We start from the raw sequence: 14,117 nt of genomic DNA on the forward strand, positions 1-14,117 counted from the left end.
GCATGAAAATAAATCTGTCCCCTTTTTGCAGCATTAGCCGATTCTGCGGTTTGTGCACGGAATAGGTGTCACATTGACGTTTTTGGCCAGGTGGCTGGTGCAGGTCAAGAAAGGAGTTCAATGAATAAACAAAGAGATAGCCAATGAATTTAAAAAAACTTTCGTGGATATATGTCAGATTGACGTGTTTAAACACGTCATTTTAATGTTGAATTAGCTGTTATGCATTAAGGAGGAAGTAATGACAAGGATTGAGCCAAGTGGACACATCTTTATATCAGCAAAGCAGTTCTATGATGCGGCAGAGCTTATCTGGCAGAAAACGAACGGTGCAGTTGGGAGCTACGTCTACCCAGTTATCGTGAACTACGCTCTTGCATGTGAGCTTGCGCTTAAGGCCTGTGAAAGCACTACTTCGTCCGCGCTAGTACCTGAGGGTGCGCTGTTGCCCACGGCAGAAATAAATTCGACGATCTGGGGGCACAAACTCTCAAAATTATTCGATACCTTGGCAAGCGACACTCAGCAGCAATTAGCTGCGGAATTTTATTCAACTGTTGGTGTTTCGCTACAGCCCTTGCTAGCTGAGTGTGATGGCTACTTCATCAAAGCTCGGTACGCGTGGGAGAAAGACAATAAATGTGTATTCCATTTGTCAGGCGTTCGGCAGTTATCATCGGGTCTTATTGCTGTAGTCCCAACCTTGGGTGCCAATAATGCATAACAATCGCAGGCAATCCGACGGCTTTTTCGTTCCGCCTGCGGCTACACTACAAAGCCGCGGTTGCTGCGGGCGTTAGGTGGCTGAGGTAAGTTAAGTGCCAAGAATAAAGGGAGGGGACAAATAGAATGGCTTGGTATCTGCGAAAGTCGGTTTCAGTTGGACCGATCAGGTTCAACCTATCCAAGAGTGGTGTTGGTGCCTCGGTGGGAATCACAGGATTTCGCATCGGCATGCGGCCGGATGGATCATCATATGTGCATGCAGGTCGGCATGGCTTGTATATGCGTGAGGAGCTTGGTGGGCGTCGAGGTGGTGGGAGCCAGCCGGTCTATTCTCAACCTGAAGAACTGCCTCCGACCCAAAAGTTTGATGCAGTAAGTACGCGCGATTTAACGAGCCCTGAGAGAAAGCAGCTTATTGATCGCCTTAACAAGTCATACAAGGATTTCAGGCTCGACTATCTTGTTTTCGTGGCTGCAGTCGTAGCCTTCGGAGCCGCTTGGCTTAACGAAAGTCAGCTTGGAATGGCCATCGCTGGTGGAGTCGGTATCGTCCTTGGTATAGCCGCGTCAGTATTCGAATCACGTCGTCGAACGGTAAAGATTTTCTACGACTTCGAGGCAGATGATACGTCCTCGTTTTCGAAGCTCGTACAGGCAGTAAACCACCTCGCTGAATGTAAGCGACTTTGGGCCTACGTTGATTCGCGCGATTTAACGTCTGCTCATGAGTCGAAAGTCAATGCAGGCGCTTCTAGCCTCGTAAACAGAGAGGCCGCTGCGGTGGGCACCGGAACACCGCCTTGGGTCGAAACCAACGTGACTATTCCTACGCTGAAGGCAAGGGGCGTTACTGCGTATTTTATGCCCGATTGCATACTCGTTTATGATAGCTCTGGGGTTGGTTGCGTCGAACACGCATCACTCTCTTTTTCCACAAGTGCAGAGCGCTTCATCGAAGACGGGCCGGTTCCGCCGGATTCCGACGTAGTCGATACCACGTGGAAATATGCCAATAAGCGTGGCGGCCCAGATCGTCGTTTCAAGGACAACAAGGAAATTCCAATCTGCCTGTATGGGAAGCTAGATCTAAGTACTTCCGCAGGACTTTTGTGTCATCTGCAAACATCTAAAAACGGCGCGCCACAATACTTCTCAACACAGTATTCGGCATACCTAAAAACCATTGGTGTAGGTCGTGCAGCTGCCACCTAACAAGCGACTGTGATCCAAAATCAAGCCTATAGGCGACTATGTTTTAAAACTGCCAAGCGATACCCACTCCCAATTTAGCCAATCTATTGGCCTGCAACTGTAAATATTAGACATAGCCGCAGGCTCACTAAAATTCTCCACTGCCGTCAAAACCTACCGCCAAAGACTTGGCTTATCTGCAAATTGGAACGCCGCCAAAGTTTTGTCAAACCGCTATAAAAACCCATAAGCCTTTGATAAATATAAATATAATTCATTGGCACAGGGATTGCTAAATCTAAGCAGACGCGTGTTTTCAAGCTCTTGTTTCTCACGGCAAGAGGCCAGCTTAGGTGAAGAAATGAAGTTCAAAATTATATTAATTGTTGCTCAAATTGTTCTTCTGGCAGCGGTTGCTGGTGGCGTTTGGTGGTTTACCAAACCCGATCCGGTGCTGGTTGAGGGCGAAGAGGCTGCGGCGGTTGAGCAGGCCTTGAAAGAGCCAATCTATTACAGCATCGATCCTTCTTTTGTTGTGAATCTGATGGACAGCCGTTCTATCCGCTTTGTGCAAATTCAAGTGGACCTGATGACCCGGGACGAAGAAGTGGCTGAGTTATTGGAGAAATACCTGCCCCGAATTCGCAATGACTTAATTATGCAATTCTCAAAACTGAATCGGGAGGCGATTGAAGGCGAAGCTGCACGCATAAAGATTCAGCAAGAGGCGTTGAACACCGTTAATGCGGTATTAAAGGCTGAAGCGGGTCGCGGCGGTGTTGAAGCCGTGTACTTCTCTAAGTTTGTGATGCAGTGAGGGCATAAATAGTGACCGGTGTTCTCGAACCAGAAGAGCTAGAGGCGTTTATGGACTCGGCGGAATCTGCCCGTGACGGCAATGGTAAGTACGACTTTGCGCGTCAGGATTACGCTTTGCAGCGCTTATTGCCTGCCTTAAACCAATTGCAGCTTCAGTTTGCCGAGAGCGGAAAAGAATCACTGCGTACGCTGCTGCCCACCCTTACGTCTATCTCGATTGATAACACCAGTGCAATGCGGTTTGACGAGCTGCGTCGCCGTTTGCCTGCACCTTGCAATATTGCTTTGTATAACGGCCTGGCCGATGGCGCGAGCATGCTGATGGCAATGGAGTCAGAGCTTATTTTTCAGATGGTAGACCGTTATTACGGCGGCTTTGGCGGTGCGGTCCCCATTCGGGAAAAGTTCTCGGTGACGGAAGAAAGCTTTAGTGAACAAGCCAATGAACTACTGAAGGCTGATATCGCCAAGGCGTGGAAGACGCTGTTGGTCCAGACGCCCAGCCTTGTTCAACAAACATCGGATATCCGCACAATAGAAGCGTTTGGCGACCAGGACTCGATGGTTGCTTGTCGTTTTGTATTGGATTTTGGCGGTGGCAGCGACAACGTTGGCTTGTGGTTGGCTTTGCCGTGGACGGCATTGGATGACTTTAGAGAGCGGCTTGACGATACACCTCGGCCCAGTCATGGCGATGCCGATGTGCAGTGGCAGCAGCGTTTAAGCAAACGTCTGGAACTGACGCCAATTGAAATGACGGCGATTTTGGCCGAAACCGAAATCAGTCTAAAGCGAGTGTTGGGTTTTAAACCCGGCGACATTATTGATATTCCCGCTGCCGACGCCGTCACCGTATGCCTGGACGGCCAAAGACTGATGTTTGGTCGCCTAGGTGCCCAGCAGGGCAATTTTGCTGTTCGTATTGAGGGCCATTGTGCCCCAGAAGAAGAATAGGAGAGGCCCGGTGAACGATCCAATTATGCCTTCGAATGAACCACCTCAAAAAGCAAACATAAATGAATTTGGCGAATCGTCGCCAGCGCCAGCCGCCGCATCGGCCAACCAGCAAAGTAAACAGCAAAAAGGTGTAGAAATGGGTGATATGAGCCTGGACATGATTATGGATGTCAACGTTAACGTTTCTGTGGAAGTGGGGCGTAGCCGGATGAGCATTCGTGACCTGCGGGAGATGAAGCAGGGCGCCATTATTGAGTTAGACCGGGCTGCGGGCACCCCGCTGGACGTGCGGGTAAACGGCACCTTGGTGGCCAAGGGTGAGATTGTTGTCGTCAAAGAAAAGTACGGCATTATGCTTACCGAGGTTGTCAGCCAAGACGAACGGCCTCGGCGTCAGGACTAAGATATGCGACAGCTGCTAAGCGTTATTCTGTTCAGTTTTTCTGGCATGGTTATGGCCCAAAGCCCGGAGCCCAGCGCGGTTAAAACTCCAACAGCAGCTTATGCTGGGGTTGATATTAGCGGCATGTTAGGCGCCTTTGTTTTGGTACTGGGCTGTTTGTTTGTGGTCAGTTGGTTTTTGCGTCGCAGCCGTTTGGTGTCTGCGCCCAATCAGGCTGGCGTGAATGTGATTGCTCAGTTGCCGCTGAATATGAAAGAAAAACTCTTGGTAGTACAGGTAGGCGAAGAACGCTTATTACTGGGGGCCACTCCCGGTTGCATTCGCACTCTGCACAGTTGGAAGGCTGATGCGTTACCGCCACCAGCAGCACAAGAAAGTTTTGCCAGTGTGTTAGGGGGCAGCGTTTTGGGAAGCAAGCTGGCCAAGCTAAAAGCCAAGGGCGATGAGAATAAGGCGTCAATATCATGAAGCGGGTGCTGATCTTGCTGGCATTGCTGTTGCCTTTAGGTGCAGCCGCCCAAGGTTTATCAATGCCTGCCGTCAGCTCGGTGGCCAATGCCTCCGGCGGTCAAGAGTACAGCGTATCGCTACAACTGTTGGCGGTGATGACAGCCTTAACTCTGTTGCCAGCCTTGCTGTTGGGTATGACGGCTTTTACCCGAATTATGATTGTGCTGTCTATTTTGCGTCAGGCGCTGGGTACCGGGCAGACCCCATCTAACCAAGTGTTACTGACCTTGGGTTTGTTTTTGAGTTTGTTTGTTATGTACCCGGTTGGCGAAATTGCTTATCGCGAGGCGGTACAGCCTTATATCGCCGAAGAAATCCCCTTTCAGCAGGCCATTGAAAAGGGCGCGGCACCGTTCAGAGAATTTATGCTCCGCCAAACCCGAGAAGAAGACATTGCCCGCTTTGGCGAAATTGCCGGTTATCAAGGCTTTGATAAACCCGAAGACGTGCCGTTTTCCATATTAATGGCATCGTTTTTAACCAGTGAACTGAAAACGGCATTCCAGATTGGTTTCTTATTGTTTATTCCCTTTGTGGTGATTGATCTGGTGGTTGCCAGCGTGTTGATGTCGATGGGGATGATGATGTTGTCGCCCATGATGATCTCGCTGCCTTTCAAAATTATGTTGTTTGTTCTGGTGGATGGCTGGGGGCTGATTATGGGCTCACTGGCGGCCAGCTTTTACCAGTAGGAGCGCGCAAATGAACGCCGATACCGTTATTGAACTGGGCCGCCAAGGTATGAACATCACTGTATTGCTGGCAGCGCCCTTGTTATTGGTGGCACTGGCAGCGGGTTTGTTTATTGGTATGTTTCAGGCCGCCACCCAAATTCAGGATATGACCCTGAGCTTTATTCCCAAACTCATTGCCTTGGTGGTGGCGCTGGGTTTAACCGGGCCGTGGATGCTCACTCAACTCGTTGATTACACCCGTCAGTTATTTGAAATGATTCCGGGTCTCGTCCGTTGATGTTTACCGAAGCCTTTACCGGGGCGCAACTCATGGGCTGGTTAAGCGCTGCCTGGCTGCCATTTGTGCGCATTGGCGGCGCCGTTATGACCGCGCCGCTGTTCAGTGCGGCCTATGTGCCTATGCGTATTCGCTTAATGCTGGCGGTGTTTGTGAGCGCGGCATTGCTGCCAATGATTAATAGTCAGGGCCCAATCAGCCCGGCGATTAATCTCATTGGAGTAGAGGGCATTGTACTGGCCGCCAAAGAATTGCTTATCGGCATTTGTCTGGGCTTTTTTTTGCAATTGGTTTTTGAGGCGGTAGTGGTGGGCGGTCATCTTATTGCCAACGGCATGGGCTTGGGCTTTGCGATGATGGTTGACCCCCAGCGCGGCGTTCAGGTGCCTGTGTTATCGCAATATCTCTTGGTCATTACCATGTTGCTGTTTGTCGCCATGGATGGGCACTTAGCTTTTTTGGCGATGCTGGCAAGAAGCTTTCAATTGTGGCCGGTCAATGGTCCGGCGATGAATGTTGATCAGCTTCAGCTGGTTTTTTCCCAAGGCTCGGCCATGTTTGCCGGCGCGATTCAAATTGCGATTCCCGCTGTTATTGCTTTGTTGCTGGTACAGATTGCGGTCGGCGTTATCAGCCGGGCAGCTCCCACCCTTAACTTGTTTGCAGTGGGCTTTCCACTGGCCATGCTAGTCGGCTTTTTGTTGCTGGACCGTATTATGCCTAATCTGCTGCCCCAGCTGAGCAGTCTTGTTGATAGCACTTACGCTGTTATTGCTGAGTTTTTGGGGGCTTAGACATGGCAGAGAATCAGGACGGACAAGAACGTACCGAAGACGCGTCGGCCAAGAAGCTGACCGACGCAAAGAAAAAAGGTCAGGTTCCCCGCTCTAAAGAACTCTCTACCATGATGGTCACTGTGGCGGGAGCCGCCACTTTAATTACCACTGGCGAGCAACTGGCTGCGGCCATGAGTGGCTTAATGAGCCGAGGTTTGTCACCCCAAGCGTTGCTGCGTCCACAGCAGGAAATGGGCGGCGAATTTATGCAAAGCCTTATCACCGGACTGCTGTCAATTTGGCCGCTGCTGTTGGTGGCGATTATTGCCACCTTGGTCTCGTCTATTGCGCTGGGAGGCTGGACATTCAGCTTGAGCTTTAAGCCTGAACGGCTCGATCCCATCAAAGGTATTGGCAAGTTATTCTCGCTGCGCAGTTTAGGCGAATTGGCTAAATCTATTTTAAAAATGTCAGTGATTGGCGTCGCTGCGTACATTCTGCTTCGCAGTACCGAGGCGGATATTTTACTGCTGGGCCTGCAGCCGCCGGAATCGGCCATTGCCAGTAGCAGCCTGTTGTTGGCGTGGTTCTTTTTACTCGTCAGCCTGCCATTAATATTGATTGCCGCCATCGACGTGCCGTGGCAAATGTGGAATCACAAAAAAGAACTGAAAATGACCCGGCAAGAAGTGCGGGACGAACACAAAGAATCCGATGGTCGCCCAGAGGTTAAAGCCAAACTGAGAGAAATGCAGCAAGCCGCCGCTCGTCAACGCATGATGGAAAAAGTGCCCACTGCAGATGTGGTTATCACCAACCCCACTCACTTCTCCGTCGCGCTGAAATATGACGAGGCGCGGATGACTGCGCCCATCCTTATCGCCAAAGGCGCCGACAATATTGCCGCCCGGATTCGGGAGCTAGCCGGTGAAAATGATATTCCCATTGTTGAGTCTCCCCGCTTGGCGCGGGCGGTATTTGCCAGTGTGGACTTAGACGGCGAGATCCCCGGTGGCTTGTATTTGGCGGTGGCGCAAATTTTGACGTACGTCTACCAGCTGCGAAGTTGGGAGGGCATGGGTGGTGACAAACCCGATGTGCCCCATCCTGAGATTGATGACGCATTTTTGAAAGACTTGTTGTAAAGATTGCTTGTACAAATTGGTTGTAAACACCGCACGGCAGATTAACGAGGCAAAGCATGGCAACTCAAACAATTACAATGCCCAACTGGATGCACCACGTAGCAGGCAGTGGCCTGGGTGTACTGGCCTTGTTGGTGGCCTGCCTTGGCATGCTGGTGTTACCCATGCCTCCGTTTTTGTTGGATTTGTTATTTACCTTCAATATTACTTTGTCGCTGGTGATTATTCTGGCGGTAATCTATGTTCAGCGGCCCATTGATTTCAGTGTGTTTCCCACCGTATTGCTGCTGGCCACCTTGCTTCGTCTTGCCTTGAATGTTGCCTCTACGCGGGTTGTGTTGTTAGAGGGACACAGTGGTCCCGGTGCTGCGGGTAAGGTAATTGAGTCTTTTGGTGAGTTTGTTATTGGCGGCAATTATGTCGTGGGTATTGTGGTGTTCATCATTTTGGTGGTCATCAATTTTGTGGTGGTGACCAAAGGCGCTGGCCGAGTCTCTGAAGTTACCGCGCGGTTTACCCTGGACGCCATGCCCGGCAAGCAAATGGCCATCGACTCCGATTTGAATGCAGGTATTCTCACCCAAGAAGAGGCCAGCCGCCGCCGAGAAGAAGTGCGTACAGAAGCGGACTTTTACGGCAGCATGGACGGTGCCAGCAAGTTTGTTCGCGGCGATGCCATTGCCGGTATTATGATTTTGTTTATCAACGTTATCGGTGGCTTGGGTGTGGGTATGAGCCAGCATGGCTTGAGCTTTTCTCAAGCCATGCACAACTACACCTTGCTGACCATTGGCGACGGTTTGGTGGCGCAACTGCCCTCGCTGCTGCTGAGTGTTGCCGTGGCCATCATCGTTACCCGTATTTCTCGCCCGCAAAACATGGGCGAACAAATTGGCGAGCAAATGTTTGCCAATCCCAATGTCTTGTATCTGGCAGCGGCGCTGCTGGGGCTGATGGGGATTATCCCCGGCATGCCTAATTTGGTGTTTTTGCTCTTGGCCTCGGTTTGCGGTGGTGCTGCGTATTGGTCGGCGCAAAAGCGCAAGCAGCAAGTAGAGCTTGTCGATGAAGAGTCCCCCGTCGAGGCCCCTGTCGCCACGAATGAACCTGCAGAATTGAATTGGGAAGAAGTTACCCAGCTGGATATTATCAGCTTGGAAGTAGGCTATCGCTTGATCCCCTTGGTCGATCGTAATCAAGGCGGCGAATTAATTAACCGCATTACCGGCGTGCGCAAAAAGCTCTCTAAGGATTTAGGGTTTTTGATTCAGCCCGTGCATATCCGCGACAACTTAGAGCTGGCTCCGGGTGCTTACCGCATTCAGTTTTTAGGTGACACCATTGCCCAGGGGGATATTCAACCGGGGATGGAGTTGGCCATTAACCCCGGTGGTGCTCAAGGTTCGTTAAGAGGCATGGCCACTAAGGATCCGGCCTTTGGTATGGATGCAGTGTGGATTGATGGCAGCCAACGGGAGCAGGCTCAAACCATGGGTTATACCGTTGTTGACCCTTGCACGGTTATCGCTACCCACCTCAGCCAATTGCTTAAACAGCATGCCCATGAGTTATTGGGTCATGAAGAAGTGCAGCAATTGTTTGATCGCCTGGCTAAAACAGATCCAAAGCTTGTTGAGAATTTAGTGCCTAAGCAGCTGCCTCTTAGTGTGGTAGTTAGGGTTTTGCAAAGCTTGCTTAAAGAGAACGTCTCTATACGTAGTATCCGCATCATCGCCGAATCTTTGGCGGAGCAAGCGCCAAGAACCAAGAACCCCGACGAACTTTTGGAAGGGGTGCGTATTGCATTAGGTCGAATGATTATCCAAGAAATCAATGGCTTATACGAAGAGTTAGATGTTGTTGCGCTAGATCCTGATTTGGAACAGTTGTTGCAAGATCTAACCCGAGGCGCCAATGGAGCGGCGGGCTTGGAGCCTGGTATAGCAGAGCGATTGCAAAACCAGCTAGCCGAGTTTGCGCAAGGACAGGAATTGGGAGGCAAGCCAGCAGTGGTATTGGTATCGCCCTCTATCCGGTCTTGGTTGTCGCGGTTTACCCGTCGCAGCGTGCCCGGTTTAAACGTGCTGTCCTACAACGAAGTGCCAGACAGCAAACAAGTTAAGTTGCTTTCTACTATAGGACAGCAGCCACGCTTAAATAATTAATCGCTATTGCCAATGGCGAGTGGCTAGCGGGATTAGCCCGCAAAAGAGGTTAGGCCATGAACGTGAAAAAATACCGCGCAGCGGATACCCGCCAAGCCATGAAAATGGTGAAAGCCGCCCACGGACCTGATGCAGTGGTGCTGGATTGCTATAGCATTGACGGTGGTGTCGAAATGGTTGTCAGCTGGGAAGACGCAGAGCTTAGCCAAGCGGCAGTCACAAGTGAGCTCAGTGCGGTAGATGTGCTGCGTGCTAGACAAGAAGCGGCAAAGCAGGCTCCGACGAAGCCGCAAACTGAAACGGGCCCAAGCCAAGGTTCTGGCGCTGGGCCTAAAGTGGTCTGGTCTCAGGATGACGAACTGCTGACGATGAAGAAAGAGTTGGCATCCATGAAGACTTTGCTGATGGCCCAGTTAAAAGGCCACAGTTGGAAAGATGCAGATCATCAAGTCCCTGAGCAATGTCAGTTAAATCAGTTTATGGCTGCAATGGATATTGATCCCGAACTGGGGCGTAAGCTTGCCGAGCAGATCCCCAGCGATGAAGAAGACAGTATTCAGCGAGAAATTTTTAAAATGCTGCTCAGTCGCAACTTGCCGGTTATCGCGCCGCCAAGTTCTGGTGCTATCGCTTTAGTCGGACCCCAGGGTTCAGGTAAAACCACCACCATTGCCAAGCTCGCCGCTCAGCATGTGCTTACCCATGGAAAAGACAGTGTTGCCATTTTGAGCACCGACAATGCACGGGTTGGTGCGCAAGAGCAGTTGCGGGCCTATGGCAGTATTTTGCAGGTGCCGGTTCACTGTGCCGATAGTCCCGATGAGGCTGCAAAAATATACCGGGTGTTGCGTAAAAAAACCTTGTTGCTGGTCGATACCGCAGGGGTGTCATTTCGAGACCGTCAGGGTTTGCAGCAGTTAGAGGCTCTATTGAGTGTTATGCCCGATGTGTCGGTGTATTTAAATATTCCCGCCGACGGCCAGAGTCATGTTCAAAAAGAAATTATTCAGGCTTATCAGCCCTTAAATATTCAGGCAGCGGTGGTAAGCCGTATCGATGAAGCGACTCGCTTGGGTGGCGTTATTTCTAATTTGATTGACTCGAAATTACCGGCGGCCTGGTTTTCTAATGGTCCCAACGTTCCTCGAAATCTCTCTAAAGCGGACGCTGGGAAGCTGGTCAAAATGGCGGTGCGAATGAGTACCTTCTTTGAGCGAAACACGCAAGCGACACCGGCGACAGACGCTGATCGTCAACGCGTTAGCGCCCTGGGATAAGAAAAATGGAGAACGCCAGAATATGAATCCGGTAAAAGTCATTGCGGTAGCCAGTGGTAAGGGCGGCGTGGGCAAAACCAATGTGTCGGTCAATCTGGCCTGTCAGCTGGCAAAAATGGGCCGCAAGGTTCTGTTGATGGATGCCGACTTGGGGCTTGCTAATGTCGACATTATGTTGGGACTGCGGCCCAAGTGGAACCTGTCCCATGTTTTGAACGGTCAATGCGATATTCAAGACGTTATCGTGAAGGGCCCCAATGGTATCGATATTGTTCCAGCAGCATCGGGCATTAAGAAAATGTCTGAGCTGGGCGCCGATCAACATGGCGCCATTGTTCGTTCGTTGAGTGCGCTTCAAGATCAATACGAGGTTTTAATTGTGGATACCGCTGCGGGCATTTCCGATAGCGTTGTCACCTTTAGTCAGGCCAGCCAACACGTGTTGGTCGTGGTAACCGACGAGCTGACATCCATGGCAGATGCCTACGCTTTAATGAAAGTGTTAAACCGGGATGCGGGCATTCGGCGTTTTAAAATTTTGCGCAATATGGTGGATAGTCAGCAACAAGCGCGAGACGGTTTTAATCGCCTGGATGAAGTCACCCGGCGATTTCTTGATGTGCATCTTGAATACAGTGGCTATGTGCCTCGTGACCCCTATTTGGTTAAAGCGGATTCTCGTCAACAAGCGGTGAGCGAGTTGTATCCCGGTGCTGATTCCTCGCTGGCATTTAAGCGTTTGGCCGAAACGGTGGAAAAATGGGAGCTGCCGGTTTCCCCCAGTGGTCATATCCAATTTTTTGGCGAGCGCTTAATAGACACAAGGGAGGGTGAGGGCGAGGGTGTAATATTGTGAGTGTGCATAACGCCTACCTTGACGTGCAGCGGGGCAGTCGTGATGAGCTGGTAACTCGCCATGCACCCTTGGTTAAGCGTATTGCCTACCATCTTATCAGCCGCATGCCGGCCAGCGTTGATGTCGATGACTTGATCCAGGCGGGCATGATTGGTCTGTTGGAAGCGGGCAGTCATTTTCAAGGGGACAAGGGCGCGAGCTTTGAGACCTATGCTGGTATTCGTATTCGCGGCGCCATGTTAGACCAGCTCCGACAGAGCGGTTGGGCTCCTCGGTCTATTTCTAAGCAGTTAAGAGAAATGGGCGTAGCGGTGGCTAAGGTCGAGGCGCGATTAGGCCGAGAAGCGTCTGCGGCAGAGATAGCAACAGAAATGCAAATAAGCTTAGACGACTATCACCAGCTGCTTCGAGACACTAGTTCTGTGCGCTTGTTTAGTCTGGATCAAATTCAAGAAGATGCAGGCGAGCAGGATAGCTTTGCTGGCGATGATCGTTACGCGCCAATGGAAAGCGTCTTGGAAGCCAACTTTCAATCCTCGCTAGCGACCCAGATTGACGGCCTGCCAGAACGCGAAAAACTGGTATTGGCTCTGTACTACGATCAAGGTTTAAACCTGAAAGAAATCGGCGAAGTGTTGGAAATTAGCGAATCCAGAGTTTGCCAAATACACAGCCAAGCCATTGTTCGGCTTAAAAGCCGCTTACGGGACTGGACCGGCGATTAGCTTTAAAACCAAAAGTTAAAGCCGGGCCGAGTGTGCCCGCTGGAGAATAAAACTGATGAATGAAGCCATTCGTAATTTATTAGACGCCGTTGCCCCCATGCTGAATGGCTTAATGAACATGTCTGCCGCACAAATTATCGGCGCCATCTTTACCCTGCTCGGTGTAGGCTTGTTAATCTACGTTTCACGATTGCGTCGTAACCTACGCGAGCAGCGAGCGGCGGAAGCGCTAGCCGCAGTCAACGCCGAAAAAGATGCCCGCATTGCCAGTCTGGAGCAAACCGTCGCTGCTCAAAGCAGTGCTTTAGACATGGTGGGTGACCGAGTATTGGCATTAGAAGATTACTTGGAGATGCTAGGGGTGAAACAGCAGAAACTGGCAGCCGATAAAAAAGGCCCCGCGTTTTATGCCCATTTGCGTAATCTTGCCGACAAAGGTATGAATGCCGCTGAACTTTCCCGCCGCTTTGGTATATCCGTTTCAGAAGCGTCATTGCTGACGGCGATGAATAAAAAAGCGGTTTAAACGCTAAGGCACCTCTGATTAATTCGGTAATGTTTCAACGGAGTCTCTGGCGCGCACTGGCAAGGCGCGATGCGAAGATTAAGGCTGGTTGTCCTTAATGAGCATGGCAACGCAGTCCAGTGTGCGCCAGAGGCCCGCCCCTCGGGGCTTAGCCAAACACGGCTCAACTGCGTTGCCGCCACTTGAAAGGCAACCAGCATTCCTTCATGTCGGCGCCTTGTTGAGCCGCTTTTGGCTAAGCTTGAGATATCACCGAATTAATCAGAGGTGCCTTAATGTTTAATCGCCGTCACGTTGAAACCACCTCTTATCTACGTGATAGCATCGTAAGCTACTGTTCTGGTTAATAAGCTGTTATAGCTATACATGCCAATCACGCTAGCAAGCTAAGAATGCAACTTACAGCCTTGGATACTGCCTATTGTATTGACGATTTGGATATCCCGGGTTACCGACTGCACTCATTAAAAGGTAGCCGAAAAGGTCTGTGGTCGATTACTGTCAGTGGTAACTGGCGAGTTACTTTTGAGTTTCATGAAGGCCATGTTTTTATCGTCAACTATGAGGATTATCATTAATGACTATGTATAACCCCCCTCATCCTGGTGAGTTTATTCAGGCAACATATATGGAGCCCTTTGATATTAGCTGTCGCAATCTTGCCAAGCATCTTGATGTAGCAGCTTCAACTCTTAATAGGCTTATAAAAGGGCAGAGTGGAATCAGTCCTGAAATGGCTTTAAGGTTGGCTAAGGTTTTAGGTCGAAGCCCAGAAAGCTGGCTTACCATGCAAGACAATTACGATTTGTCTGTTGCAAAAAAACAGTTAAAGCTCTCCAATGTACTCCCCCTTGATTTAAATGCCGCGTAACAAGGTCATTTTTTGAGTCTCTTATGCTGTGTTTCAATTGGTAAATTAGGGGGATGTTGAAGCCGAAGGCGCATTCACCAAATAAAGCCTTTCCCCATGCGTTCAACAATACAGCACCCATTACTTGCGCCACTTAAAAAGTTGATTTATCCCAGCCCGATTCTATTTTTGCTAGTAAACCGTTCGCATGCTTCCCTC

General features: G+C 50.4%; 17 protein-coding genes. All 17 read left to right on the plus strand.

Annotated features, from left to right (window positions below):
* The first annotated feature begins 241 nt into the window (after positions 1-241).
* The 17 genes from IMCC21906_RS16325 (at position 242) to IMCC21906_RS08510 (ending at position 13,919) form a co-directional block, all read left to right on the plus strand.
* Positions 242-724: a hypothetical protein gene (locus IMCC21906_RS16325; protein WP_052763448.1), complete on the plus strand. Its 483-nt coding sequence runs from the start codon at positions 242-244 to the stop codon at positions 722-724.
* A gap of 125 nt (positions 725-849) precedes the next feature.
* Complete coding sequence (locus tag IMCC21906_RS08435) at positions 850-1,938, plus strand: DUF4236 domain-containing protein (protein WP_047011798.1); 1,089 nt, start codon at positions 850-852, stop codon at positions 1,936-1,938.
* A gap of 340 nt (positions 1,939-2,278) precedes the next feature.
* The gene (gene fliL, locus IMCC21906_RS08440) at positions 2,279-2,734 is read left to right on the plus strand and encodes a flagellar basal body-associated protein FliL (RefSeq protein ID WP_047011799.1); all 456 of its coding nucleotides are present in this window, start codon (positions 2,279-2,281) and stop codon (positions 2,732-2,734) included.
* An 11-nt stretch (positions 2,735-2,745) separates the two neighbouring features.
* Positions 2,746-3,690, plus strand: coding sequence for a flagellar motor switch protein FliM (locus IMCC21906_RS08445; protein ID WP_047011800.1), 945 nt, complete (start codon positions 2,746-2,748; stop codon positions 3,688-3,690).
* Between the two features lie 10 nt (positions 3,691-3,700).
* Positions 3,701-4,096, plus strand: a complete 396-nt coding sequence (gene fliN / locus IMCC21906_RS08450; RefSeq protein ID WP_231580239.1) for a flagellar motor switch protein FliN — start codon at positions 3,701-3,703, stop codon at positions 4,094-4,096.
* Positions 4,097-4,099: 3 nt separating this feature from the next.
* Positions 4,100-4,564, plus strand: coding sequence for a flagellar biosynthetic protein FliO (gene fliO / locus IMCC21906_RS16330; protein ID WP_052763449.1), 465 nt, complete (start codon positions 4,100-4,102; stop codon positions 4,562-4,564).
* Positions 4,561-5,298 carry a flagellar type III secretion system pore protein FliP gene (gene fliP, locus IMCC21906_RS08460; protein ID WP_047011801.1) on the plus strand — a complete coding sequence of 246 codons (738 nt, stop codon included), beginning with the start codon at positions 4,561-4,563 and terminating at the stop codon, positions 5,296-5,298. The genes fliO and fliP overlap by 4 nt, the downstream gene beginning before the upstream one ends.
* 10 nt (positions 5,299-5,308) lie before the next feature.
* Entirely contained in the window at positions 5,309-5,578 is a 270-nt protein-coding gene (gene fliQ / locus IMCC21906_RS08465; protein WP_047011802.1) for a flagellar biosynthesis protein FliQ, read from the plus strand.
* Positions 5,578-6,372: a flagellar biosynthetic protein FliR gene (fliR, locus tag IMCC21906_RS08470; RefSeq protein ID WP_047011803.1), complete on the plus strand. Its 795-nt coding sequence runs from the start codon at positions 5,578-5,580 to the stop codon at positions 6,370-6,372. The genes fliQ and fliR overlap by 1 nt, the downstream gene beginning before the upstream one ends.
* Positions 6,373-6,374: 2 nt before the next feature.
* A complete protein-coding gene (flhB, locus tag IMCC21906_RS08475) occupies positions 6,375-7,499 on the plus strand; it encodes a flagellar biosynthesis protein FlhB (RefSeq protein ID WP_047011804.1) in 1,125 nt (374 codons plus the stop codon).
* Between the two features lie 77 nt (positions 7,500-7,576).
* Positions 7,577-9,664 carry a flagellar biosynthesis protein FlhA gene (gene flhA / locus IMCC21906_RS08480; RefSeq protein WP_156166085.1) on the plus strand — a complete coding sequence of 696 codons (2,088 nt, stop codon included), beginning with the start codon at positions 7,577-7,579 and terminating at the stop codon, positions 9,662-9,664.
* Between the two features lie 56 nt (positions 9,665-9,720).
* Positions 9,721-10,941 (plus strand): flagellar biosynthesis protein FlhF, encoded by a 1,221-nt coding sequence (gene flhF, locus IMCC21906_RS08485; protein WP_047011806.1) that lies wholly within the window; start codon positions 9,721-9,723, stop codon positions 10,939-10,941.
* A gap of 22 nt (positions 10,942-10,963) precedes the next feature.
* On the plus strand, positions 10,964-11,797 hold the full coding sequence (locus IMCC21906_RS08490; RefSeq protein ID WP_047011807.1) for a MinD/ParA family protein: 834 nt from the start codon (positions 10,964-10,966) through the stop codon (positions 11,795-11,797).
* Complete coding sequence (locus IMCC21906_RS08495; protein WP_047011808.1) at positions 11,794-12,522, plus strand: RNA polymerase sigma factor FliA; 729 nt, start codon at positions 11,794-11,796, stop codon at positions 12,520-12,522. The genes IMCC21906_RS08490 and IMCC21906_RS08495 overlap by 4 nt, the downstream gene beginning before the upstream one ends.
* A gap of 55 nt (positions 12,523-12,577) precedes the next feature.
* Positions 12,578-13,048 (plus strand): DUF2802 domain-containing protein, encoded by a 471-nt coding sequence (locus IMCC21906_RS08500; protein ID WP_047011809.1) that lies wholly within the window; start codon positions 12,578-12,580, stop codon positions 13,046-13,048.
* Positions 13,049-13,440: 392 nt separating this feature from the next.
* On the plus strand, positions 13,441-13,626 hold the full coding sequence (locus IMCC21906_RS08505) for a type II toxin-antitoxin system RelE/ParE family toxin (RefSeq protein ID WP_082117418.1): 186 nt from the start codon (positions 13,441-13,443) through the stop codon (positions 13,624-13,626).
* Entirely contained in the window at positions 13,626-13,919 is a 294-nt protein-coding gene (locus IMCC21906_RS08510) for a HigA family addiction module antitoxin (protein WP_047011811.1), read from the plus strand. Before IMCC21906_RS08505 ends, IMCC21906_RS08510 begins: the two co-directional genes overlap by 1 nt.
* The last annotated feature ends 198 nt before the right edge of the window (positions 13,920-14,117 follow it).

Origin of the sequence: Spongiibacter sp. IMCC21906 (assembly GCF_001010805.1) — a bacterium.
GTDB lineage: Bacteria > Pseudomonadota > Gammaproteobacteria > Pseudomonadales > Spongiibacteraceae > Spongiibacter.

Bases quoted from the DNA above. Each gene is read 5' to 3' on its own strand.
- IMCC21906_RS08505 (WP_082117418.1), top strand. From the start codon at position 13,441: ATGCAACTTACAGCCTTGGATACTGCCTATTGTATTGACGATTTGGAT.
- flhA (WP_156166085.1), top strand. From the start codon at position 7,577: ATGCCCAACTGGATGCACCACGTAGCAGGCAGTGGCCTGGGTGTACTG.
- IMCC21906_RS08435 (WP_047011798.1), top strand. From the start codon at position 850: ATGGCTTGGTATCTGCGAAAGTCGGTTTCAGTTGGACCGATCAGGTTC.
- fliQ (WP_047011802.1), top strand. From the start codon at position 5,309: ATGAACGCCGATACCGTTATTGAACTGGGCCGCCAAGGTATGAACATC.
- flhF (WP_047011806.1), top strand. From the start codon at position 9,721: ATGAACGTGAAAAAATACCGCGCAGCGGATACCCGCCAAGCCATGAAA.
- fliR (WP_047011803.1), top strand. From the start codon at position 5,578: ATGTTTACCGAAGCCTTTACCGGGGCGCAACTCATGGGCTGGTTAAGC.
- fliP (WP_047011801.1), top strand. From the start codon at position 4,561: ATGAAGCGGGTGCTGATCTTGCTGGCATTGCTGTTGCCTTTAGGTGCA.
- IMCC21906_RS08490 (WP_047011807.1), top strand. From the start codon at position 10,964: ATGAATCCGGTAAAAGTCATTGCGGTAGCCAGTGGTAAGGGCGGCGTG.
- IMCC21906_RS16325 (WP_052763448.1), top strand. From the start codon at position 242: ATGACAAGGATTGAGCCAAGTGGACACATCTTTATATCAGCAAAGCAG.
- flhB (WP_047011804.1), top strand. From the start codon at position 6,375: ATGGCAGAGAATCAGGACGGACAAGAACGTACCGAAGACGCGTCGGCC.
- IMCC21906_RS08510 (WP_047011811.1), top strand. From the start codon at position 13,626: ATGACTATGTATAACCCCCCTCATCCTGGTGAGTTTATTCAGGCAACA.
- fliL (WP_047011799.1), top strand. From the start codon at position 2,279: ATGAAGTTCAAAATTATATTAATTGTTGCTCAAATTGTTCTTCTGGCA.
- fliO (WP_052763449.1), top strand. From the start codon at position 4,100: ATGCGACAGCTGCTAAGCGTTATTCTGTTCAGTTTTTCTGGCATGGTT.
- IMCC21906_RS08500 (WP_047011809.1), top strand. From the start codon at position 12,578: ATGAATGAAGCCATTCGTAATTTATTAGACGCCGTTGCCCCCATGCTG.